Source organism: Herbaspirillum rhizosphaerae, from assembly GCF_046025915.1.
GTDB classification, from domain to species: Bacteria; Pseudomonadota; Gammaproteobacteria; order Burkholderiales; family Burkholderiaceae_D; genus Herbaspirillum; species Herbaspirillum rhizosphaerae_A.
Window position 1 is genome coordinate 16,554 of sequence record NZ_JAQQFR010000016.1, and the last position, 23,869, is coordinate 40,422.

22 protein-coding genes are annotated in these 23,869 nt (G+C 56.6%); 13 read left to right on the top strand and 9 right to left on the bottom strand.

Features of this window, described 5'->3' with window-relative positions:
• Positions 1–162: 162 nt before the first annotated feature.
• The gene (bla, locus tag PQR63_RS20845) at positions 163–1,062 is read right to left on the bottom strand and encodes a class A beta-lactamase (RefSeq protein WP_494410436.1); all 900 of its coding nucleotides are present in this window, start codon (positions 1,060–1,062) and stop codon (positions 163–165) included.
• 113 nt (positions 1,063–1,175) lie between these two features.
• Between bla and PQR63_RS20850 the strand changes: the two genes are divergently transcribed.
• From PQR63_RS20850 to PQR63_RS20860, 3 genes are all read left to right on the top strand, one after another.
• On the top strand, positions 1,176–2,054 hold the full coding sequence (locus PQR63_RS20850) for a LysR family transcriptional regulator (protein WP_408169862.1): 879 nt from the start codon (positions 1,176–1,178) through the stop codon (positions 2,052–2,054).
• Between the two features lie 240 nt (positions 2,055–2,294).
• Entirely contained in the window at positions 2,295–2,447 is a 153-nt protein-coding gene (locus PQR63_RS20855) for a hypothetical protein (RefSeq protein WP_408169863.1), read from the top strand.
• A 347-nt stretch (positions 2,448–2,794) separates the two neighbouring features.
• Positions 2,795–3,379, top strand: a complete 585-nt coding sequence (locus PQR63_RS20860; RefSeq protein ID WP_408169864.1) for a gamma-glutamylcyclotransferase — start codon at positions 2,795–2,797, stop codon at positions 3,377–3,379.
• 28 nt (positions 3,380–3,407) lie between these two features.
• Here the strand turns inward: PQR63_RS20860 and PQR63_RS20865 are convergent, their stop codons facing one another.
• Positions 3,408–4,046, bottom strand: coding sequence for a LysE family translocator (locus PQR63_RS20865; RefSeq protein ID WP_408169865.1), 639 nt, complete (start codon positions 4,044–4,046; stop codon positions 3,408–3,410).
• Between the two features lie 361 nt (positions 4,047–4,407).
• Between PQR63_RS20865 and PQR63_RS20870 the strand changes: the two genes are divergently transcribed.
• Positions 4,408–5,331 carry a hypothetical protein gene (locus PQR63_RS20870; RefSeq protein ID WP_408169866.1) on the top strand — a complete coding sequence of 308 codons (924 nt, stop codon included), beginning with the start codon at positions 4,408–4,410 and terminating at the stop codon, positions 5,329–5,331.
• Positions 5,332–5,352: 21 nt separating this feature from the next.
• On the top strand, positions 5,353–5,943 hold the full coding sequence (locus PQR63_RS20875) for an IMPACT family protein (RefSeq protein ID WP_408169867.1): 591 nt from the start codon (positions 5,353–5,355) through the stop codon (positions 5,941–5,943).
• On the opposite strand, the gene PQR63_RS20880 is transcribed toward PQR63_RS20875, so the two are convergent.
• Both PQR63_RS20880 and PQR63_RS20885 read right to left on the bottom strand, forming a co-directional pair.
• Positions 5,883–6,077 (bottom strand): hypothetical protein, encoded by a 195-nt coding sequence (locus PQR63_RS20880; RefSeq protein ID WP_408169868.1) that lies wholly within the window; start codon positions 6,075–6,077, stop codon positions 5,883–5,885. The two genes, PQR63_RS20875 and PQR63_RS20880, sit on opposite strands and share 61 nt — an antisense overlap.
• Before the next feature lie 23 nt (positions 6,078–6,100).
• Positions 6,101–7,570: an MFS transporter gene (locus PQR63_RS20885; protein WP_408169869.1), complete on the bottom strand. Its 1,470-nt coding sequence runs from the start codon at positions 7,568–7,570 to the stop codon at positions 6,101–6,103.
• 85 nt (positions 7,571–7,655) lie between these two features.
• Between PQR63_RS20885 and PQR63_RS20890 the strand changes: the two genes are divergently transcribed.
• From PQR63_RS20890 to PQR63_RS20900, 3 genes are all read left to right on the top strand, one after another.
• Positions 7,656–8,318: a helix-turn-helix transcriptional regulator gene (locus PQR63_RS20890; RefSeq protein ID WP_408169870.1), complete on the top strand. Its 663-nt coding sequence runs from the start codon at positions 7,656–7,658 to the stop codon at positions 8,316–8,318.
• Between the two features lie 120 nt (positions 8,319–8,438).
• Entirely contained in the window at positions 8,439–8,870 is a 432-nt protein-coding gene (locus tag PQR63_RS20895) for a hypothetical protein (protein WP_408169871.1), read from the top strand.
• 362 nt (positions 8,871–9,232) lie between these two features.
• Positions 9,233–10,630, top strand: coding sequence for a GGDEF domain-containing protein (locus PQR63_RS20900; RefSeq protein WP_408169872.1), 1,398 nt, complete (start codon positions 9,233–9,235; stop codon positions 10,628–10,630).
• Positions 10,631–11,421: 791 nt separating this feature from the next.
• Here the strand turns inward: PQR63_RS20900 and PQR63_RS20905 are convergent.
• Positions 11,422–12,261 carry an alpha/beta hydrolase gene (locus PQR63_RS20905; RefSeq protein WP_408169873.1) on the bottom strand — a complete coding sequence of 280 codons (840 nt, stop codon included), beginning with the start codon at positions 12,259–12,261 and terminating at the stop codon, positions 11,422–11,424.
• Positions 12,262–12,424: 163 nt separating this feature from the next.
• On the opposite strand from PQR63_RS20905, the gene PQR63_RS20910 reads away from it, so the two are divergent.
• Positions 12,425–13,216 (top strand): substrate-binding periplasmic protein, encoded by a 792-nt coding sequence (locus PQR63_RS20910; RefSeq protein WP_408169874.1) that lies wholly within the window; start codon positions 12,425–12,427, stop codon positions 13,214–13,216.
• A gap of 265 nt (positions 13,217–13,481) precedes the next feature.
• Here PQR63_RS20910 and PQR63_RS23620 read toward each other — a convergent pair whose 3' ends face one another.
• Positions 13,482–14,885, bottom strand: coding sequence for an HdeD family acid-resistance protein (locus PQR63_RS23620; protein ID WP_459251794.1), 1,404 nt, complete (start codon positions 14,883–14,885; stop codon positions 13,482–13,484).
• 223 nt (positions 14,886–15,108) lie between these two features.
• On the opposite strand from PQR63_RS23620, the gene PQR63_RS20920 reads away from it, so the two are divergent.
• The 3 genes from PQR63_RS20920 (at position 15,109) to PQR63_RS20930 (ending at position 18,340) form a co-directional block, all read left to right on the top strand.
• Positions 15,109–15,885 (top strand): YdcF family protein, encoded by a 777-nt coding sequence (locus PQR63_RS20920; RefSeq protein ID WP_408169875.1) that lies wholly within the window; start codon positions 15,109–15,111, stop codon positions 15,883–15,885.
• A gap of 187 nt (positions 15,886–16,072) precedes the next feature.
• The gene (locus PQR63_RS20925) at positions 16,073–17,845 is read left to right on the top strand and encodes a methyl-accepting chemotaxis protein (protein WP_408169876.1); all 1,773 of its coding nucleotides are present in this window, start codon (positions 16,073–16,075) and stop codon (positions 17,843–17,845) included.
• A 306-nt stretch (positions 17,846–18,151) separates the two neighbouring features.
• The gene (locus PQR63_RS20930) at positions 18,152–18,340 is read left to right on the top strand and encodes a hypothetical protein (RefSeq protein ID WP_094563154.1); all 189 of its coding nucleotides are present in this window, start codon (positions 18,152–18,154) and stop codon (positions 18,338–18,340) included.
• A 62-nt stretch (positions 18,341–18,402) separates the two neighbouring features.
• Here the strand turns inward: PQR63_RS20930 and PQR63_RS20935 are convergent, their stop codons facing one another.
• On the bottom strand, positions 18,403–19,320 hold the full coding sequence (locus tag PQR63_RS20935) for a LysR family transcriptional regulator (RefSeq protein ID WP_408169877.1): 918 nt from the start codon (positions 19,318–19,320) through the stop codon (positions 18,403–18,405).
• 134 nt (positions 19,321–19,454) lie between these two features.
• Here PQR63_RS20935 and PQR63_RS20940 point away from each other — a divergent pair, with 134 nt between their 5' ends.
• Positions 19,455–20,837, top strand: a complete 1,383-nt coding sequence (locus PQR63_RS20940; protein ID WP_408169878.1) for an NAD(P)H-dependent oxidoreductase — start codon at positions 19,455–19,457, stop codon at positions 20,835–20,837.
• A 67-nt stretch (positions 20,838–20,904) separates the two neighbouring features.
• Here PQR63_RS20940 and PQR63_RS20945 read toward each other — a convergent pair whose 3' ends face one another.
• Entirely contained in the window at positions 20,905–23,148 is a 2,244-nt protein-coding gene (locus PQR63_RS20945; RefSeq protein ID WP_408169879.1) for a TonB-dependent receptor, read from the bottom strand.
• Between the two features lie 111 nt (positions 23,149–23,259).
• Positions 23,260–23,640: a DUF2946 domain-containing protein gene (locus PQR63_RS20950; protein ID WP_408169880.1), complete on the bottom strand. Its 381-nt coding sequence runs from the start codon at positions 23,638–23,640 to the stop codon at positions 23,260–23,262.
• Between the last annotated feature and the right edge of the window lie 229 nt (positions 23,641–23,869).

Below are 23,869 nucleotides of genomic sequence, written 5' to 3' on the forward strand. Positions count from 1 at the left end.
CCGCTATTACACATCGAAACCAGTGATTTGATTTACAGCAACATCAGCCGAAAAGCCCCGTAAATCGGGGCTTTGGTGTTTCCAAACGCCTTTTTCAGGAAAAATCAGCGAATAATTTATCTTTCAACAACAAGCTGCCCCGCCAATCTGCGAAGCACCGCATCAGCGATCAAGACCGACGATGATCTTGCCGACTTCGGCCAACACGGCATTGCGCTGATCCTCAGGCGCCTTGGTTCTGGTCAGGTAGATCGACGCCAGCAAGGGCTTGCCTTGCGGCGGCCAGATGATGGCGATGGTGTTAGTCGTGCCATAGTCGCCCGAACCGGTCTTGTCGCCCACTGACCATCCAGGCTGCATGCCGGCACGCACACGGCGGTCCCCGGTCTTGTTGCTACGCATCCAGGCGATCAGTTGCTCGCGCGACGACGGCGACAGCACGTTGCCCAGCAAGACATGTTGCAGGTTGTCGCTCATGGCAGCAGGTGTGGTGGTGTCGCGCGGATCGCCGGGAATGGCGGTATTAAGCTCGGTCTCGAAGCGATCCAGCCGGGTCTGCTTGTCACCCAGCGATTTGATGAACTTGTTGAACGGCTCCAGCCCGCCGAGGCTTTTGAGAATCAGATTGGCTGCGGTATTGTCGCTCAGCGTCAGCGCGGCCTCGCACAATTGCCCCAGCGTCAGGCCATCGCCACCGACATGCTTGCTGGTCGTTGGCGAATACGACACGAGTACGTCATTGCCGTAAATGATGCGGCGGTCAAGCTGCTCTTGTCCGGCGTCGACACGCTTGAGGACGGCGGCAGATGCCAGGAACTTGAAGGTGCTGCACATCGGAAAGCGTTCATCCGCCCGATAGCCCCAGCGCCGCTGCGTGGCGCTATCGATGATCTCCACGCCAAGACGGCCACCGACGCTTGCTTCGAGCTTCGCCAGCTCGGAAACCAACGAGGACGAGCCCATAGTTTTTTTTAGCTCTTTATTGCCTGCGGCAAAAACGCCCGTGGCAGCGCCACTCAATGCCAGCCCGGTCAGCGTAAGAAATTGTCTTCTCGCAATCATAATTTTTCCTTGCAAAAATGGAGATGAAGCGAAATGATAGGCAGCAACGGATGCCCTCGCAATTCACGATAATTGGCATCAGACCACAGAAAAACTGATATCAAATAAATTCTATGCACTTACCCCTCAATGCTCTACGCGCCTTCGAAGTGGCGGCCCGCCATCTGAGCTTTACTCACGCCGCAGACGAACTCAACGTGACTCAGACTGCCGTCAGCATGCAGGTAAAAAATCTGGAAGAGCGCATGGGCGTGGCCTTGTTTCGCCGCTTGCCGCGCGGCCTGGCGCTCACGGATGAAGGCCTGGCGCTGCTGCCGGTACTGGCGGAATCCTTCGAACGCATCGGCAACGTACTCGGCCAATTCGAGAACGGGCAGATGCGTGAAGTGCTGACGCTGGGCGTGGTCGGCACTTTTGCCGTCGGCTGGCTGATGCCGCGTCTGCGCGAATTTCAGAAGACCAATCCTTTCGTTGATCTGCGCTTGCTGACCAACAACAACCGCGTTGACCTAGCCGGAGAAGGACTCGACTACGCCATTCGCTTCGGTGATGGCGCGTGGCACGGCACCGACGCCGACCGCCTGTTTGCCGCACCGCTGTCGCCCATGTGCGCGCCGGCGATCGCTCCGCGTCTGCGGCGCCCACAGGATCTTGCAAGCGAAACGCTGCTGCGCTCTTACCGAACTGACGAATGGAACAGCTGGTTTGCCGCTGCCGCTGCGCCCTGCCCGCCGATACGCGGTTTTGTGTTCGACTCTTCGCTGACGATGGCGGAAGCTGTGGCGCAGCAGGCGGGTGTGGCCTTGCTACCGGTCAACATGTTCGAGCGTGAATTGCGCGAAGGACGGCTGGCCTGCCCCTTCGACATTTCCATCACTCACGGCGCCTATTGGCTCACGCGGCTGAAGTCAAAACAGCCGACACCGGCAATGCTGGCGTTTCAAAATTGGCTTCTGGCGCACGCCGCAGAGGTCGAAGCACAGTCTGGATAAGGATGAAGACAACGCGATGCGATGCCCGGCATGTGACCCGACGTAAGGCAAAAAAGCGACAAATCCCTCAGGAAAACCCCGATAGACGCGAAAGACCGCCCCTCGTAGAATAAATGATATAAACTATTTACAGGTCGCACGGTTTTTACGGTTGTCGTGAAAAATGAAAACGATTATATGGTTGGTTACGTAATGGCGTGCGGTTGGCAACAATGTCTCAACAAAGAAAAGGGGGACATCATGAAAAAGTACTTCGCGACACTCTACAGAAAACTGGTCGACTATCTGAACGACTCCAGTGCCCTGACGACCGGTTCCCATCGCGGCGAGCCGCATTGCTGCGGCATGTACTCCGGCCTCTCCAATATGGACCAGACCCACGACAAGAGCTGAACCTCCTTTTTCCGTTCCGCACACGCCATCGGTGCGCGGAACGGTGTTGCGCCATCCTGCTTGCCCTCCTCCAAACGCCCTCACCGCAGTACACCTCTCACCAATTCCACCGGCAAGCCCTCGTCTTTAGCCTGCCAACAAGCGCGCCCTGATCTCATCTTCAGATCTGTCAGCGATGATGCATAGCAACAACCGGCACACTCCTCCAGACAGCTCCATAACCTCCGCATTGCGTACGTTATCCATATCGTCCTGCACCAAATATCAATGCCGACTGAAGCAAAACAGGCTTGCCCTTATAATTTCCCACTACACGGCGCGCGCCTGCCCAGTCACGAAACCAGCTCATGTCCGACAACACCATCTCCCGCAACAAAGCCATGACCAAGTTCGACCAGCATGACAGCGTGTGGCTGTTTGGCTATGGCTCACTGATCTTCAAGGCAGACTTTCCTTTCATCGAGCGTCGCCCCGCCCATATCGTGGGCTGGAGCCGTCGCTTCTGGCAAGGCTCGCATGACCATCGCGGCACGGTACAGGCGCCGGGGCGCGTAGTGACATTGATCCAGGATGAAGGCGCGACCTGCGCGGGCATGGCGTATCTGATTACGCCGGAAGTGTTCGACCATCTGGATTACCGCGAAAAGAACGGCTATCTGCGTCTGTCGACCGACATCATTTTTGAGGATCACAGCAGCGCAGAAGGATTGATCTATATCGCGACCGAAGAGAACGCGGCCTTCCTCGGCCCGGCCCCGGAGCGCGACATTGCACGCCAAATCGCCAAGGCAGAAGGCCCCAGCGGACGCAATGCCGACTACCTGCTCGGCCTCGCCGTCGCTTTACGCGAACTGGGCAAAGAGGATGCCCACGTGTTTGAAATCGAACGGCATCTGCAACTGCTCAATGCCATCAATCAGGACGCTGAATAGCCGCCAGCCTTTTGACTGCTATGGCGGACTACTGACGCGCCGCCAGCAACAGCGCACCGGCGCCGATAAAGAAACCGCCGGTCGCCTTGTTCAGACGTGCAACGCCGCGCGACGTGCGGATGAAGCGGCGGATCTGCTTGCCGCAGAGAGAATAGACCGTGCTCGACACGAATTCAGCGCACAGATAAATCGATCCCAGTACCAAAAACTGATGTGGCGCCGGACGTGCAGCGTCGATGAACTGCGGGAAGATCGCTGCGAACAGCATGATGGCTTTCGGGTTGGTGATACCAAGCAGAAACTCCTGCATCACCAGCGCGCGCACGCTCTTTTGTAATGGTGCACTTGCACCGGCTTTTTCCACGCCGTCGGCCAGTTCCAGACCATGGAATTCGCGGCTGCGCCAGGCGCGATAGCCGAGATAAAACAGATAGACCGCTCCCACCCACTTCACCGCCGTAAACGCGGTTTCGGAAGCCAGCAACATGGCGCCGAGCCCAACGGCGGAAATCGTCAAAAAAATCGCAAACGCCGTCACTCGTCCGAAGGTCGCCAGCAAGGCCACACCGACACCGCGGCGAATGCCGTTATTGAGCGCGCAAAAATTATTCGGACCAGGCACCAGCGCCAGCATGATGGCGACAGGGATGAAGAAAAAAGCGTCCATTGCGATTCCGTATGAAGCGTGGGAAGACTCTGATTTTAACAGCCACCCCGGTTTTTCGTTGCCGTCTTGCGCAGCAAGTGCCCTGATGCGCATCCTTGCGACGATCAGCAAACCGCCTTCCAATAGCATTACCGAAGCGTTACCTTGCCGATCATTTAGGCGAATAGCATGCCGCTTGACCGTCTTGGCGCGCATGCCTGGGTTGACCAGTATCGTAAGTTTTGGGAAACCCGCCGTGATCGCCTAAAAGAACTGATGATGGCACTGCGCTACAACTGAACCAATCCGCAAGGAGTCCGGTGTCGCAGGTAGTGTAAAATTCCGGGCCGCCACCGACTCGCCGGGGCGGACCAGGGAAGCCATGAACATCACCATCAATAACGAACTCCTCCAATACATCGATCCGCTCACCGCCAACGAATACGCTGCTCTTGAGCGCAGTCTGCTGGCAGAAGGTTGCCGCGACGCGCTGGTGCTATGGGGCGAAGTGCTGGTCGACGGCCACAACCGCTATGAAATCTGCCGCAAGAACGGCATCGAATTCAAGACCGTACAGAACACCAGTTTCACGTCGATTGACGACGTCATGCTGTGGATGATCGATAACCAGCTCGGCCGCCGCAGTGTCACTGACTTCCAACGCGGCGTGCTGGCGCTGCGCAAGCGCGACATCATCTCGGCCCGCGTCAAGGCGGAAATGGATGCGTCCATCGAGTCGAAGGACGCGTCTGCCTATGAACCTGTCGGCGACGGCGCTGCCAAGCCTGCTGAGGATTCCGCAGCAAATCCCGCTATCCCGAGCGCGTCCATCAAGACGCGCGAAGACATTGCACGCGTCGCCGGCATCAGCAGCAACACCGTCGGCCAGATCGAAAAAATCCGCAAGACCGCTGCACCGGAACTGGTTGAAGCCGTGCGTGCCGGTACGATCTCCATCAACGCGGCGGCAGCCGTCGCGTCTTTGCCCAGCGATGAACAAGTCAACGCCGTTGCCGGCGGCAAGAAGGAATTGCGCCAGGCCGCCAAGATGGTGCGCGAGCAGCAAGCGGCAAATCGTACACCACGCACACCACGCGCACCGCACGCGCAATCGGAAGATGGCGAATCAGGAAATAATGATTCGGATAACGGTGCCCCCTTCTCCGGTTCGTCCCCGGTCGGCAGCAATGACCCCGTCGCCTTGCGCTCGGAAATCGCAGCATTGAATGCGCGCATCGCAACACTGACCGCAGAGAATCAGGCCTTGCAAGCTGAAATCGACGCACTGCGCGGCGTAGCCGCCTGAGTCCGATAGCCGCCAAGCATTTTGCCGACCTATACGCTCGCCGCCGCCGTCGAAGCCGAAACGGAAATCCGTAAGAGCCGCTTCATCGGCATCGTCATGCCGGTCGACAGCCGCGAGGCGGCACAAGCTGAACTGGAACGCCTGCGCGCACAACATCGGGCCGCAACACATGTGTGCTGGGCCTTGATGGCCGGCGGTCAGTCGGGCATGTCGGATGACGGCGAACCCTCCGGCACTGCCGGGCGTCCGATGCTGGAAGTCTTGCGCCACCATGAACTCGATGGCGTGCTGGCTGCGGTGGTGCGCTACTACGGCGGTATCAAGCTGGGCTCGGGCGGACTCGTGCGCGCCTACACCGATGCCGTCGCAACGGCCTTGAAGCAGGCGCAACGTATCGAACGCATCGCCTACGCCGAAGTGGAAATCGCCATCGCCTACGCGGATGAATCGCATCTGCGCTACTGGCTGCAACAGAAACAGTACGCATTGGTCGGCAGCAGCCACGACACACTGGCGCGGCTGCATGTACGACTGCCCGCCGCAGATCTCGATCAGTTGAAAGAATCCTTGCCGCGACTGGCTTCAAACGCTTCGATCAGACAAATCATGTAATCCATTCTGGCGGACTCGGCAGGGTTAAGTCGCCGGGTGCGCCCCCAAAGTGCATCGAATTCAGCGACGATCAGGTGATATTCAATCTCGCTGATGTCCGATGGCAGAGCGGCTTCCTGCAGGCTTGCTGACATGATGGCCTCCTTCCTGTTTCTACTTACTGCGCCGTCAATCTGCGTACCAGAACAATCGCAGCCATCGGCCCCAGCGCAAACAATCCAAACAGGCAATAGGCTGCCATACGCGCACCATCCGGGCCTCCCGGCTGGCTTAAACCGGCTGCGTTGACCGTCAACCCTGCCAACGCTGCGCCGATCGCCATTGCATACAGCTGGACTGTGCTGATACCGGCCGAGGCCAGATTTTCCTCACCGGCCTTCGCCGACTTCATCACACGTGTCACCAGATGCGGCCAGCCCATGCCGATGCCTAGTCCGACACCGGCCAACGCTACCGCGATACACGCGCCTTCGATGGCAGGGGCGATGCCATCGATACCATTTAACAGATCCCCCGGCAACAGCAAGGCCAGCGCTATCAGGGACAGCGCCATGATCACCGGCCCTGCCCGCACCATCCGATCGGCACCCGTATCGCTGCTCGACGAACTGAGCAAGGACGCCAGGCTCCAGCCACCGGCCATGGCGGCCGTCATGTAACCGGCCTGCAACGGCGAGTAGGCATGCAGCGTTTGCAAAAAATACGGTACGAAAATTTCCGTCATGCCGGCAATCATCAGCAAGGACAAACTGGCGAAGACTTTGCCCATCGCACTCTTCAGGGTGTAGGCGTCGGCAGGCAACAAGGCAACACCAGGACGAAGATCGAGCCGCGCAACCAGCACCCCCAATACCAGTCCGGCAGTCACGCCAAGCAACTTGCCGGCGTCATCCGGTGCTTGCCCAGCCAGCGCCACCAGCAATACAGACGCTGTGAGCAAGGCGATTTTCAGCAATGGCATGCGTACAGTCGACTTGCCTGCACCTTGTTTGCCGCGCAACTGGGCGGCGACAATCAACGCTTGCGCCAGCGATATCGGCAGCAGGCACCAGAACGCCAACCTCCACGCGCCGCTTTCCGCAAATATTCCGCCGACCGCGGGTCCGAGCAGTGTGGCGATGCCCCACATGCCTGATACCAGCGACACCGCACGCGACCAAAGCCGTTGCTCAAATACGATACGAATCAAGGCGTAGCTCAACGCGGCCAGCAAGCCGCCGCCGACGCCTTGCACGCTGCGCCCTCCCAGCATCCAGAACATGTCTTGCGCCGTCGCGCACAAGATGGATCCGGCGGAGAAAACAGCCAGCGCGAACAAATAGGTGCGACGCGGGCCAAGCACATCCAGCAGTTTGCTGGTCAGCGTCGAACCGAAAATCGACGCCGCGACAAATAATGTGATGTTCCACGCGTAATAGGCCAGACCGCCGATATCGCGCACAACCGAAGGCAGGATGGTGGTGACGATGTGGACGTTGATGGCATGCAGCGCAACGCCGCCGGTCAACGCCACGGCACGCCAGGCGTTGCCGCCGGAGAGCAGTTCGCCCCAGCTAGCAGAGGCAACGTCGTTGCGGATGCGTTTGCTTGCTTGGATTGCGTCTTCAATATTGCTTGTGTCAGTCATCGCGCACCTCGACATTCGAATGGGGAAAGCATAATATGCAAGTGTTTAATTGGATATTTATTCAAACGCATACTAAGCCAGCCCAATGAAATATACAAGTAAACACTTGGAAAACACTGAGACCATGCCGACGGCCGAACGCATTCTGTTTCGCCTGAAGACCAAGGGACCGGCCTCGACCGCCCTGCTGGCGCAGGAATTGGCGATGACCGCGGAAGCGGCGCGGCTGCAAGTGCAAAAGCTGTTGGCGGAAGATCTGATCAAAGGCGCTCAGGAGGTCTCCTCCGGCGCCGGCCGGCCGAAGCAGAACTGGGAGCTCAGCGCGGCAGGCCATGCCCGCTTCCCCGACTCACACGCCTACCTGACGGTGCAACTGATCGGATCGATCCGGCAATTGTTTGGAGAAGAAGGACTTGACCGCCTCATTGCGCAACGTGAAGGGGAAATGCGCAGCGACTATCTGCGCGCCTGCCAGAGCCAAAGCGGCATCCCCAAGAAACTGGAAACGCTGGCCGGCCTGCGCGCTGCCGAGGGTTATATGGCGCGCGTCGAAAAACAAGGCAAGGACTGGTTGCTGATCGAAGACCATTGTCCGATCTGCGCTGCTGCACAAAGCTGTCAGGGCTTCTGCCGCTCCGAGCTGCAACTATTTCAGGAAGTGATCGGCGCTGAAGCGTCGGTGACGCGCGAAGAACATTTGCTGGCTGGCGCACGGCGCTGCGTCTATCGCATCCACCCCGAGAGCTAGCCCTCATTGCCGTATTGCCCCACGTCATGGTCGCTTCGTGTCAAAATCACCGTCACGAATCTGGAATACAGATAAAAAAGAAGCATCCAGAACCCTCATTTATCCTATAAGGAAGCAGCAATGAAGACACCGATCACCGCCTGCCTGCTGGCATTGACGTTGGCGGCATGCAGCACCACGCCGCCGAACCAACAGACAACGCCGACCGGACAAGTCCCACTGGCACGCATCTATATCAAGAGCATGACGACGCAAATGCCTGATCTGGCTGAAGTACAGTTCTCGCGCGAGTCCGGATTTTTCATTGGCAGCTCACCTGAGGAACTGGCAATCAATGATGTTGTTCTGGCAGAGATCTGGGAAGGCGAACGCCTGAGCATCTGGCTCAAGCCGGGTACCAGCTACACCTTCAGTGTCAAACCCATGCGCTCGCTCAATACCAACTACACGATTCCGCCGGCGACCCTGACACTCGATCTCAAAGCACCAAGCGTCTACAAAGTACGCATCGGCTTTGATAAAAAAGGACTCACGCTGCAATCGCAAAACTGAGTTTGCAAACGCGACAGCACAATACGTCAGGCACAACAAAAAAGCGCGGCAAGTCCGCGCTTTTTTACGCTTACTGCTTTCTCGGCCTTTCGCGTTGGCCTTCTCATCCCCATGCAGTTCACGTTATTTTTCTGAAGCCCGAAACGCCATTGCCAATCAGCAATGAATGCCTGCACGCAACACGCGAACGCTCATCAGGAGCGACTTTCCGGCATTTTTTGAACACTTTCATTGCCCCCAAAAAACTATCTCAGCCAAATTACAACACTCCCAAATAAATTATCAATCGGGCATGATTCTTCTCAGTCGGTTGACTTCTTCCGCACTAATATGTGGGAAAAATGAACTAGAAGACGAGTGACATGCAAGACGAACTTTATCTCATCAAGGAAGCAGAAGTAGGCAGTCGCCAGATCGGCCTGGCCAAGGTCGTCGTCACGCTGTTGTTGCTGTCTGCTGCCATCGCCACACCGCTGGCCATGGTGCCGCTGGTGCCGATACCTGGCTATATGAGTGCGTTTGGCATTGCGATGATCATCATCAACATCATTCTTGGCGCGCTGCTTTTTGCCAAGGGCCTGATCGAGAGCAAAGAACGCACGATACGACTGGGCACCGCGTACTTCTTCGTCACGGTCATTTTCATTCCGCTGATTGCGGCGTTTCCCGGCGGTCTGATGACAGCCCCCATTATCGGGACGACGAGCAGCGCAGTCTGGCTGTGGTGCTACTGGCACACCGGTTTCGGCCTGCTGATCATTCGCTATGCACTGAGTTCGGACGACGTTGCCGGCACCGCCACCAGTGTGCGGACTTCCATCATTGCGACGATCGCCGTGGTCGTACTGCTGACCCTGAGCGCGACGATCGGTCTGCCTTATATGCCTGCGGTGTTTAGCAACGGCAAAAACTTTTTCGACGATTCAACCCTGGTCATCCCTGCACTGGTATTCGGCGTCAATCTGATTGCCCTGCTCTGCGTCATGCGCATGCGTGACAGCAAGCCCGAGCAGTTGTGGGTGATGGTCGGCATGTTCGCCGCCTGTATCGACATCTGGCTGACGCTGTATGGCGGCTCGCGCTTTTCGCTGGGCTGGTATTTCGCCAAGATAACCAGCCTGTTCACGTCGCTGGTGGTGCTGATCTCACAGCTCTACGGCATCACCCGGCTCTATAACAGCATCGCTGGTGCCAATAAAATCCTCATGACACAGGCCAATCAGGACGGGTTGACGGCATTGTCAAACCGTCGCTGCTTTGACCAGGTGCTGGAGATCGAATGGAATCGCGCGCGCCGCGACAAGCGGTCATTGGCGCTGCTGATGATTGACGTCGACTTTTTCAAAAAATACAACGACTCCTATGGTCATCTGGCAGGCGACGACTGTCTGCGCAAGATTGCCAACCATATGCTGGCAGTGATCAACCGCCCCGGCGACGTCGCCGCACGCTACGGCGGCGAAGAATTTGTGGTGATATTGCCCAATACCGACGCCAGCGGTGCGCGGCTGGTTGGCGAACGCCTGCTCTATAACCTCTCGCAAACCGCCATCCCCCACGCGCAGAACCTGCCATCCGGACTGGTGACGCTGAGTATTGGCGTGTCGGCCATGGTTCCCGGGGCAGGCAGCAATACGACAATGCTGGCCCTCGCTGCCGACAAGGCTCTTTATGAAGCCAAGGAACACGGCCGTAACCAGATCCGTACTGCCGCTCCGGAGAGTATCGCTCCCATGCCGCCGGCCTTCCTGCTAAGTTGACTGAAACTTCACCGAAACTGATTGGGCTGATTTGGTCTATTCAACCGATTTCAGCAGATATTCAACAAACCAATAACTGGTATTGGTAATCAAAATTGGAAAAAACGGATTGAAACACGCATACTGCAACGCAACATAAATCACTTTTGCGGAGCCTGCCATGCGTATTCTGATCGACATCCTGCCTTACACCCTGCTGATCGCTGCAATGGTCGCGCGCTACTTCGCATCGACACGTTAATACGGCTGACGGTATCGACCGTTAAAGCCTGAATCCGCTATGATGCGGATCTGGCACGGTTAACCAAGAAATATAAAAGGGCAGAGTTCATCTGCCCTTTTGCTTTTTCCGGGCCGCTCATCTCCTGCATGACGGTACGTCACTCCCGCAAAATCGTCTTTACAATTGTTTCCCCACATTCAAGAAAAAACCTGCCGCGTCGATATGCTGGTGGGGCGTTGTCGTCCGTTGCCTTTACTTGCTGTTACTCTCCCTGCTTTTTATTTATTTTGAAAGATTGCTCATGCGGCGCATCATGACCATCATCCTCTCTACAGCACTGGCGCTCGCGCTCAACGGCTGCGCATGTGCTCCTGGATTCGTGGGCTTTGACAGTCGCTGCAGCTTTCTCAACTTCCCGAGTGGACAACCCTGACGCGCCTTTTCACTTGTAAATACAGGTTAATTTTTACTCACACATTTCCATCAATTCAGATCACCTATCGCAAACCGGGAAACACCGTGTGCATTGCAGCAAAAATCAGCGATCTGTTTCCGCTCCCCTACCACTTCACGCCAGATGCAACGCAAGCCAGCTTTGCAAATCGCCCTGAACGCGCAAGCGACGCTCCTTCGATTCATTAAAAATCTCGTGGTAAGCGTCGTCATAGCAATACAGGCATTTGTCGACTTGCGGCACGCGCGAAAAGAAAGAACGGCTTCCCTGCGGATCCACAAACGCATCGTCGCCCGCGATCTGCAATAACAGCGGCAGGGTAAACGTGCCCGCGTCGCGCTGCACCTGTGCCATCGCCGACAGCATGAAATTGACCACGCGCGCGGCGACCTTGCCGTGATTGAGCGGATCGTTGCGATATCTCTGCACCACTGCCGTATCGTGCGATACCAACTCTGCCGGCAAACTGGTCGGCACGGCAAAACCCGGAGCAAGGCGCGTCGTCAGGGCAAGCAATATTTTCTGGAAGCCGCTCATGCGAATCGCCAACGCCGGCGACGACAAGAGCAAGCCCCGCACCTTCGACAAGCCGCCAGTGGCAAAGCGCGCCGCCACCAATCCCCCAAGGCTGTGACCAAAAATAAAAGGCGTGGTATTGCACTGCTGCGCAAAATCATCAAACACCAATTTCAGATCGGTCAGAAAATCGGCATCGCTGCGCAAACTCCCGCGCGCGCCGCCTGATTTCCCGTGACCGCGATGGTCGTGAATTCGCACCGACAATCCTGCGTCATGAAACAGCCCGGCCAACTCCGCATATCGTCCGCCGTGCTCCCCTAGCCCATGGACAAGAACAATGGCGCCGCGCGGTTCTGCGTGTCGCCATTCTCGATAAAACAGCGTGGTGCCATCGCTGGCCTGAACAGTTCCGGTATTTTCGTTGTTGAGCTGCATGGAAGTGTGAAGTTAAATGTGGGCCCGCCCGCATCGCGACATGTATGTAAACACAGTGTCTTATATGCCCATCCTCGTAGACAATCCTGGCAATAACATGCATCGTTGACATGCCATCACCTGGCACAGTCATGCAAACAGCACTGGTACGATCGAGGGGGATATGGAGCAACTAGACAAAACAACAAAGTTCCTCGTCCGACTCCTGTTTTTGGCAGGCGCGACAACCGGCTCTCTTGCGCATTCGGCAGAATGCAGCAAAGTCATTATATCGGGAGGTTCGGATTATCCCCCGCTGCATTGGTACGACGGCTCGAAATTGACCGGAGCAAGTATTGAGGTGGCAACCACCGCATTGAAAGCGTTAAAAATACCTTACGAGGTGCGCTATGCGGGACCGTTCTATCGCGCACTGGAAGGAGCCAGAAACGGAGAGATCGACATGTTGGCTACGCTCAAGGATACCCTTGAGCGACGCGACTTTCTGAGCTTCGCAACGCCCTCTCCGTTCACCAGTCCAATTGCTGTATTCACGCTGCGCAGCCGGCCGCTCCAGTACCGCGCATGGAACGACTTGATCGGCAAAAAAGGCGGCGTCACTCTTGGCTATCAGTTTGGCGATGGCTTTGATGACTTCCTCAAGGAAAAATTGAAGGTCGAAACCGAACAGAAGACGTACATGAACTTTTCCAAGCTCGAGCGTGGCAGTATCGACTATCTGATCACCGGCTATTACAACGGTCTGGCGTATCTTGCAGAGAGTAAGCAGACCGAACTGTTCATCGCACAAATGCCCTTCGTCACCGAATCAAAAAACTATATTGCCATCGCGCAAAAGAGTCCCTGTATCAAATATCTGAAGAGCATCAATCAGCAATTGGAGATCATGCAAAACAACGGAGCAACCAAAGTGATTCTGGATCGTCACACCAAGCTGCTTCTGAACAACAAATAAAGCCACGCAGCATGACGTCTGAAAATAGCGACAGGAGGCAGGTCAATAGCAGATCTGAAAAGATCGCGGCGAGATTCATGCGTAAATGACAGCAAATGAATCCGCCGGATCAGTAAGGAGTACGCAGAACGCGTCCCCTGAGAATTGGTGTTGGTATATTTTTTAACCGCCAACTCCGGTGTGGAGACCAGATAATACGGTCGCCCTCATAACCCACCAATCGGACGACGCCGGATTGGCGTGTAGGACAATATCCCGCTGTCGTTTACCGGCCGGGCGCTGAATCTTCTCTCTGATTAACCGATGCAGGCAGCACGCGACTCGCCGCATCGGCGCGTCGAAAACGTTTGCTGCGGCGGATCGCCAGTTGCACGCTGGCCATCCATGACAAAGGCCGTGGATGCACCACGGCACGCAAGGCGCGTGCATAGTCGAGCGTCAATCCCGGCGTCCACGCCATGGTCGCGGCGCGCTTCTGGATCTGGCTGGCGACCCAGACCTCCGGCGTAAAAAGCACCTTGACGAAACCCAGCCAGTGATCGGCACGCCGACCAATGACACCCTCCAATGCCGCCTCCAGTGCGTACGCAACGGTGCTGGAGCAATTGCGGTAGGTCAGGTTGTAAATCTCTTCCTGACGGTATTGCTGCCAGAACCGCAGAAGCCGCCGCGAATCGTAATCGCGAAACGAAATTTTCTCTGTTGACGGACACCATGATGCCGCTTCCGATGGATAGTCGGTCAAATAACGGCCGCGCACATTGTTGTCCGGCGTAGCGCGCAGCAGACGCGCGAACTCATCCGGTGAGCGGTCGATTTCCTCGGCCGGATACAGGCTGATGTACAAGCTCGGCGCAACCTCCAGCGCCGCATGGCCGGTTGAAATTCTGCCGCTGGCATCCACCGCTGCGATGTAGCGATTGACGATGGGCCGATTCAAAGTCTGCTCTTTGGCCGAACCGACCGGCGTCCATACATGCACCGTCAAAGGCGCCGCGCTATCGAGCTCAGGCAGCGTATCGTCGACAGCAGAGGTATCGCGATCATGGCTGCCTGCATCGAGCGGGCGATCGGAATCCGCATTCCGAAAAGACAACTGAGAAATCGACGTGGTCTTCGGCAATCGACGTGTACGGCTGGCCAGCCAGATAAGACTCCAGCCACTGAAGATCAGCCCCATTCCGAGGCAATAAGGCAGCGTCCCCTTGTAATGCGTCGGATACGGTTGGAAGATAATGATGGCGATCAGAATTTGCCCGATGCCGCCGGCCAGCGCCATGCGCCAGCGCGGAAAGCGCACCACCAGCGCCGAGGCAATCTGCAAGCCGCCACCTATCGTGAACGCTGTCCCGAACAACATGGCCAGCACCATGTCGCTGGTCGGATGCAGCGAGATCACCAAAAGGGAAATGAGCAAGAACAAACCACCCTTCAGATAACGCAGCGATTTTTGCGCGCCGATGCCGCTGGATGCAAGGAAGAGCGTTGCCAGGCTTTCCGCCAACAACAAATAGCCGAACACGGTAAGAGGAAACACCAATACGCCATCGAGCGCATCGATGCACAGACTGACACCGATCACGCCCCATGCCAGACCGATCAACGCCAGCACATGCCAATAACGGCGAATGAAATCGGCACCCAACAATAGCAAGACCAGACGTATCACTTCCTTCTCCATTTTAAAATTTTATCGGAAAGGTATCATGCAGCTCCAACCACCGAACTTGGCAATCTGATGTACGAAATTATTAGTCTGTTTTTTAATATACATGCCTGTTACCATTTCCTGATGTCATTCTATCGTTGACCGCACTTTTTTCTCAAATCGCCCGCCACAAGACATTCATACCGAAGCACGGCGATAATGAATCTCTCTCATCAAATTCCCCATGTCGCTGCCCATCAAGCTTGCCTCCACCTTCCTGCTCTTTCCAGCCAATCTGCTTTTACCCGCAGCGCTCGGCCTGTTTTTACGTCATCGTTGGCGCCGTTCAATCTGGTTGACTTGGAGCGCATTAATCTTGCTCTGGTTATTCAGCTCACACGCCGGCGCGCTCCTTCTTGTCGAGCCACTGGAAGCACAATCGCCTGCCATCATCAACATCGCGAGCCTGCCGTCGACGATACAAGCGATTGTCGTCCTAAGCGCGGGCAGGCAGTCGCACGCTCCTGAATATAGTAATCAAGATGTACCCAACTACATGGAGCTGCCTCGACTACAATACGCCGCCCGACTTCACCGGCTCAGCCATTTACCGTTACTCCTTACTGGCGGAAAAAGCGACAACACAGCTGAAAGCGAAGCCGAAGTCATGGCGCGCAGTTTGCGTGATGACTTCGGTGTGCCCTCACGATGGCTGGAAAACGAGGCGATGGACACAGCGCAAAATGCATCTCTGTCGGCAGCAATTCTCCGTCAGGCAGGCATACAGCACGTCTTATTGGTTACAGATGCGATACACATGCCAAGGGCATTGGAGAGTTTCCGGAGAACAGGCCTGGAGGTTACTCCCGCGCCCACCGTGTTTTTGCACCGAGAGCTTTTCAGTCTGTACGACTACCTTCCTAGCTCGGAAGGTTTGCGCCGCAGCAACTACGCCTTGCATGAGTGGATAGGCTTGCTTTGGTACACGCTCAGGGACAAGGTCACGAGCAAGGTCAGATAAAGCCTGTGAAAGCCGCACTAATCGCGGCTTTCTTTTTTTCTAGCACGTTTAAAGTTACTCTGTTGCCGCGCCGTTAATAACTAAAAAAACGACAACAACTCGGGTATCGCTATCCAAGTTTCCAAGGCGAGCAAAGACTCGCAGGACACCACAACTATTAATCTAGGAAAACTTTGGAGATCATCGGATGAAACTCTCATTCAAACAACGGTTGTGGACGCCGCTCGTCATCAGTCTGATTGCGTTGCTGGCCATTTCAATCTTCAACATATTTCAGGCGCGCGACATTCGTGTCGAAGAGCGCAAGAAAGATCTGATCAACGTCGCGCAAGTCGCCATGAGCACCATCAAGGAATATGGTGAACTGGCGAAAAGTGGCGCAATGAGCAAAGAAGACGCGCAAAAGGCAGCCTTGTTGCGTGTGAAAAACATGCGCTATGGCACCGATGGCTATTTCTCGGTCTCCAACTCGCAGGCCGTGACGGTGATGCATCCGATCAAACCTGAGCTCAACGGCAAGGATTTGTCGACCTTCAAGGATCCCAACGGCACACTGGTGTTCGTAAACATTTCCAAGGCCGGCGCCAAACCGGAAGGCGACTTCATCCACTACGTCTGGCCCAAGGTCGGCTCGCAAGATCCGGTGCCAAAAACTTCTTACGCTTTCCGCTATGAACCTTGGGATTGGATCATCACGACCGGTGTCTATGTCGACGATATCAACAGCGCTTTCATGCGTTCAATCTATCAGGCAGCGGCTATTTTCTTCGGCTTTGCAATCATCCTGATCGGCCTGGTGGTAGTGAACAACCGCGGCATTCTGCGCACCATCGGCGGTGATCCTGGCGACGCTGCTGAAATCGCAAACAAGATTTCCGACGGCGATCTGACGCTGGTGATCAACACGGTGCCGGGCGATACGTCGAGTCTGGTGTATGCCTTCAAACGCATGCGCGATTCACTGACACACACCATCTCCAACATCAAGTCATCCGCTGACACCATCGCTACAGCCTCAAGCGAAATCGCCAGCGGCAACCTTGATCTGTCCAGCCGGACTGAACAGCAAGCCGGCTCAATCGAAGAAACCGCTTCAGCGATGGAAGAGCTGACCTCGACCGTCAAGCAGAACGCCGACAATGCACGCCAGGCAAATCAGCTTGCAGTATCGGCCTCGGAAGTCGCGGTTCAGGGTGGCGCAGTCGTCAGTCAGGTCGTTGATACGATGGGCTCCATCAATGACTCGTCGCGCAAGATTGTCGACATCATCAGCGTAATTGACGGCATCGCCTTCCAGACCAACATCCTGGCGCTCAACGCTGCGGTGGAAGCTGCACGTGCCGGTGAACAGGGCCGCGGCTTTGCTGTGGTGGCCTCTGAAGTGCGCAGTCTGGCGCAACGCTCGTCCGCAGCCGCCAAGGAAATCAAGACGCTGATTGACGACTCCGTCGCCAAGGTCGACGTCGGCAGCAAGCTGGTACAGCAAGCGGGTGAAACCATGAACGAGGTCGTCGCCAGCGTCAAGCGCGTGACCGACATCGTTGGTGAAATCAGCTCGGCCAGCCAAGAGCAAAGCGCCGGTATCGGCGAAGTCGGCCAGGCGATCACGCAAATGGACGAAGGCACGCAGCAAAATGCCGCGCTGGTGGAACAAGCTGCTGCTGCTGCGCAATCGTTGCAGGATCAGGCGGCTACATTGGCCGATCTGGTTGGTCGCTTCAAGCTGGATGCAACACAAACGCAGCACGTTGCAGCCGCAGCGATTCGTCGCAGCGCACCACAATCGTTCAAGGCGCCCGTGAAAGCAGCAGCACCGACGACAACGGCCAAACCTGCGGCGATTGCCAAAGCCAAACCGGCCCCGGCGTCAGCGCCACGCCTCGGCAGCGCCGGCGCCAAACCGGCCAGTGCATCGAAAGCAGCAACGCCTGACTCGGATTCGGACTGGGAAACATTCTGAAGCGGAGATTGCGATTACCGGATAGCAATTTGCCGCGGAATAAAAAATAGCAAACAAGAAACAAAAAGGGTCTGCACATGCAGGCCCTTTTTTATTGTCATCTCTCCTTTGTCATCTTTCCTTTATCTCTGTCTCGCAGCAAGCACATTTCTTGCTCGCACTTTTTACACAAGTCACAGTCAAATCCAGAATAGGCTTAAAATAAGTCGTCGTAAGCCTCTGGCCGTGCATCTTGCCCGGCCGTCTGTGAAGTCCAGAAGTGTGTTTGACAGGTTAGCCTGTCGAGTCCGTTTAAGGGAAAGAGACATGGCGAACTCACCTAAAAATATCTCCAGCCTGATGTGCGAACTCAGCGTCGCACTTGCCGACCTTGCCGAAAAGATGAGCAATCTGGCAATCAATCTGGAAAATCAGTATCTCGATTCCGACGCCGAAGAGCCGGTTGCCTTGATGGAAGCGGCGCGCTCAACGATAGAGAAAGCCAAAAGCAGTTAAGCCGGTTCTAGATTCATCATATCGGAATGCATTAATCCGTAATCCGGCCTGACAAAATATCATTACGTGATCGTCTGATCGATCCAGAACTCTTCGCCTTCTGCCTGTACACGTTCCGCAATAAAATCCGCAACCACATTGACCCGCAAAATGTCACGTGCGTCCGCATGCGTGATGAGCCAGTAAGAACGGTAAAGCCGGATATCCGGCAACAAACGCACCAGGCCTTCCGCTCTCTCCTCCTCACGCGCCATGAAGCATGGCAACACGCCCAGACCTGCACCGCCGACCACCGCCGCCATCTGACTAATGATGTTCGATATCCGGATGCGCGGGCGTAACAAGGGCGATATTTCCGACAGATAGTCCAGCTCGCGCGACCACATCAGGTCTTCCACATAACCGACCCAGGTATGCGCTTCCAGTTGCGCCTTGTTGTCGATATGGCCGTGTCGCTGCAGATAATCGCTGGACGCATAAATCCCCAGTTCGTAGTCATTCAGACGACGTGCATAAAGACGTCCCTGCTCCGGACGCGTCATGCTGATGGCGATGTCGGCTTCGCGCTTGGACAGGCTGAACATGCGCGGGTTGGCGATGAGTTCCACTTCCAGCTCAGGATGTTGCTGGGCCAGCAAGTTCAGTTGCGGCGCCAGAAAGTAGGTGCCCCAGGCTTCCGGCGTGCCAATGCGGATCGAGCCGGTCAACCCTTGCTTGGCGTCGTCCTGGCGAGCATGGATGCGGACGGCCAGACTTTCCATGGCTTCGGCATCGGCGATCAGGCGCTCACCTTCCACCGTCAAGGCATAACCAGCAGACCGACGGTCAAACAGCACTGCCCCGAGCGATGCCTCCAGCCCGGCGATGCGACGGCTCAAGGTCGAATGATCGATACCGAGCTGGCGGGCGGCCACAGTCAGACGACCGGCCCGCACCACGGCGAGAAAGGCTTGCAGATCGTTCCAGTCGAATTTACGCATGGTCTTTTGCATAAGAATTTTTGCACATGAAGTTTGTGATATTCGGCATTTACCACGAAAAATCCCAATGCTACTCTTTTTCCAGGCTGCGACCCGCAAGCCCCATAAAGACAATGACAAAGCTAGGAGACAGCATGGCAACCATGTTCCAACAATTGAAGGCGCTGGCCGAAGCCGGCAAACCGGTGCGCGTCGGCCTCATCGGTGCAGGCAAATTTGGCTCGATGTTCCTCTCGCAGGTGCCGCGCACACCCGGTGTGCATCTGCTGGGCATTGCTGACCTGTCGCCCACACGCGCGAAGCAGGCGTTGACGCGTGTCGGCTGGAAAGACGACATGCATGCTGCACGTTCCTGGGATGAGGCGCTACGCGACGGCAGCACCTTTGTGCAGGACGATGCCGAGGCGATGATTTCGCATCCGCAACTGGATATCGTCATCGACGCCACCGGCAGCCCTGCCGCCGGTATTCGTCACGCTCTGCTGTGCTGCAAGCATCGCAAACACATCATCATGGTCAACGTCGAGGCGGATGCCCTCGCCGGTCCGCTGCTGGCGCGCCGCGCCGCCGAAGCCGGGATCATTTATTCGATGGCCTACGGCGACCAGCCTGCGCTGATCGCCGAGATGGTCGACTGGGCGCGCACCTCCGGCTTCGACGTCGTGTGCGCCGGCAAGGGCACCAAATATCTGCCGATCTATCACCAGTCGACGCCGGATACGGTGTGGGGACACTACGGCTTCAGCGAAGCGCAAGTGGCCTCGGGCGACTTCAATGCGCAGATGTTCAACTCCTTCCTCGACGGCACCAAATCAGCACTGGAAATGGGCGCGGTCGCCAACGCCTGCGGCCTCACGCCGGGCGCAAGCGGATTGGCCTTCCCACCGTGCGGGGTCGATGATCTGCCAAACATTCTGAAACCCGCATCGGCGGGCGGCATCCTGTCACATTCTGGTACGGTGGAAGTCGTGTCATCGCTGGAGCGCGATGGCCGTCCGGTGTTCCGCGATCTGCGCTGGGGCGTGTACGTCACCTTCGAAGCGCCGAGCGATTACGTCCGCGACTGCTTCGCCCAGTACGGTCTCAAGACCGACGCCAGCGGTCGCTACGCTACCATGTACAAACCCTACCACCTGATCGGCCTGGAGCTGGGCATCTCGGTCGCCAACATCGCCGTGCGCGGCCAGCCGACCGGCAACACATTAGCTTTCAGCGGCGACACCGTTGCCACCGCCAAGCGCGACCTCAAACCGGGAGAAAAACTCGACGGAGAAGGTGGCCACATGGTCTATGGCAAGCTGATGCCTGCAGTGGATTCGCTCAATGCAGAAGCGCTGCCGATCGGGCTGGCGCATCACATCGTGTTGCAACGTCCCGTCGCTGCAGGACAGACCGTACGTTGGAGCGACGTCGCCATCGACAGCAGCCTGGAGTCGATCCGCATCCGTCGTGAAATGGAAGGATTGTTCCGCAAGGAGATGGGACTGGCGGCACCGCGCAGCAGCATCGCCGCCTGATTTTCAGGGCACAAAAAAACCGCCGCGCAGTCCATTGCACGGCGGCTTTTTTTTCCGAAACGGTAAATCAGAAGTCGTATTTCAACTCTGCAAACAAGGTTCTCTCCGGGAACGGATGGAACAGGAAGTAGTTCTTGTTGGTGAGATTGTCGATGCCGACTGCGGTGCTCCAATGCTTGTCGATCTTGTAGCGTACGCGCGCATCGAACACCATGAAGCCGTCAAAGCCTTGATAGGTATGCGTGTTGATGTCGCTGTTGTCGACCGTCGAATAGAGACGTCCGCTGTAGCGCCCTGCCAGCGTATACGCCCACTTGTCATCAGGGCGATACGTTCCCACCAGCGTGGCGCGCCATTCGGGCACATAGGGTGTGCGCTTGCCGACGGATGTTGTGGTGCTCGACACAAAGCTGCTGTTGGCAAGGATGCGCGCGTCGACATAGGTCACGCTGCCGTTGATCTCTAATCCCCGGATCAGCACATCGTCTTTTTGCACGACGAACTCAACGCCACGCTGGCGTGTCTTGTCGACGTTCTGCGTGAAGGACGACACCACCGTCCCCAGTGTCGACGTCTGCGAAATCAAGGCATCGGAAACTTCTTCCTGGAACAAGGACAGACGCAGCTTGCCTTTGTCGAGTGCGCGCTCGATGGCCAGCTCACTCGATAGCACGCGCTCGGGCTTCAGATTGGGATTGGGCTGGCGATAGATGTTGTCGCTGCCGAGTACGTTCTGGTACAACTCGCCGACCGTCGGAAAGCGCAAAGCCTTGCCGAACGAGCCGGTGAACTGCCACAGATCACCAGGCGCCCATGCCACCGACAGTTTGGGAGAGAAGCCTGAATTGCGCACTTCTGGCTGATTGATGCCGCCACTTGCCACCGCATAGTTGTAACCACCAAAAGCGCGCCACCATTCATAGCGTCCACCCAACGTGGCTTTCCAGTCCGGTGCCAGACGCCAGACATCCTGTGCCCACACAGCGCTGGTTTCGGTCTTGCCGCGCGAGTCGGTCGACAAGGCGCCGTTGCTGCCGGAAACCCAGTTGCTGGTCGAATAGGTCGGGCTGACCAGTTTGTATTGATCGTAGTGACCACCGAAGCTGACGATATGCGCCCCTTTTACGCCATCCGGCCGCCAGATGCCTTTGAGATCCAGGGTTGACCAGCCGGTGCCGCTGGCATCGGCGATGGTACCGCTGCCGCCGGTTTGGGCAGCGGGATAAGTGCCGGTTGACGTCCGCGTGGAATCCTTGGCGGTGTAGAAGTTGCTGGCGATGGCTTCCCAATCGAACACGCCCTGCGTCTTGCTCCTGACGGCCAGGCTTTGTATCCACTGTTCCTGATCGGTGCTGTTGCTAACGAGGCCGCTCGGATAGACCGTCGCGCCGGCGGCATTGGTGAGATAGGACTGCCCATGCGAATCTGCCCGGTTCTGCCAGTAGCCCAAGATATAAGTTGCGGTCAGCGTTGGGGAGAAATCATAGGACAGTTTGAGCTTGGCATTGTCTTGCACGGTATGCGTCAGGCCGTTCGCACCGACCAAGAAGCTGCTCTTGCCGTTACGGTCTTGCGTGGTATAGCCGCCGATACTGCCTCCAGGCGCTGTGCCCGGTACATAGCTCAACGGCTGGCTATAACCGTCCAAATGATTGGCGCTGAACCACCATGACCAGTCGCCGCTGCGATTGCCGAGCGTGGCGGCGAATTCTTGCGAGCGATAAGTGTTGCTGGTGCCGTATTGGCTAAAGTCCTGAAACGCGGTATTGGCCTTGACGCTGGCTTCGAAATGATCAGGCATGCGCGTGGTGATCTCGGTGACGGCGCCGTAGGAATTGCCGGGATATTGTGCAGCAAAGGGGCCGTACAGCACGTCAATACGTTCGATTTCTTCCGGCGCGACGAGGAACCAGCGCGGTGAACCATTGCCGTTATTGTTGGCGATCAACGCCGACAACAGCGTGCCATCGGCATAGATCAGACTGCGCGCGCTGGCGTTGATACCCGTAGTGCGTGTGGACATCGGGGCCTGCGTGTCGCCGATAAAGCGCTTGCGGATCAGCACGCTGGGCATGTACTTGAGGGTATCTTCAACGTTCATCGCGTTGACGGTGTCGGCGATTTTTGCGGCGGTGACACTTTCGGTGGTGGTCGGCAGCTTGTTCTTTTCGCTGACCGATTGCGATTCTTTGACGACGACCTCGGGCAAGGCGGGGTCGCTGTTTTCAGCTTGGCTCAGCGGACTCCAGGCAGCAATCAGCGCCAGCAGCAAAGGACGCAGGGTTCCCGGAAATGGTGTGGATGTTTTCATGTGATATCAATTTGCGACTTCTGTGCGACACGGCAACACCGGCGCAACAGCGTGTGAATGGAGTGTGTCTGGATCCGCTCGCGAAAAACTCAGCTGAGCGGCGGACTAGCTTCAAGCAACTACGGGCGGCCCACGAGAAGGCGCAACGATCCACGCAAACAACGGCTGCGGCGCGCGATAAAACAGGCGCGGCAACAAGTGAGAAATGGTGAAGACGGTCTCACCGACGGCGACATGAGGTGGCGGCGTCAGGACGTCCGCATGCATCAGGCAATACGGGCAATGGGCCGATGCGGCAAGCTGTTCTTTCCCCGAAACCGGTGCATCGCTTTTGTTGACGCCAAAGGCGCTGCAGATTTCCATCCAGAACGCAGGTGAAGAAGGTTCCGGCGAAAAGGCGCGCGACAAGGTCGGAGCAAGCACCATCAGCAGCACCGCAAAAATAGCGGTCCAAGCGGTGATTTTTTGTTTGATTGTTGATCTCTTCCCCATCCGGCGACTTTAGCACGCAGGGGTAGCGCAGCGTACTGCCGCGAAGGTGGCGCTGGCGGAGAAAAGTACGAGGGATGAAATTATCTCGATCGGCCAAAAGCCTTTACAGAAAAGGATTTGCGAGATATCGACGTTCAGAAAAACGGGCTAAGAAAACAAAAATGCAGAGGGTGCGACAAATTGCCGCACCCTGCAGAAACCAGTGCCTGCGAGCAATCGCCAAGACTGC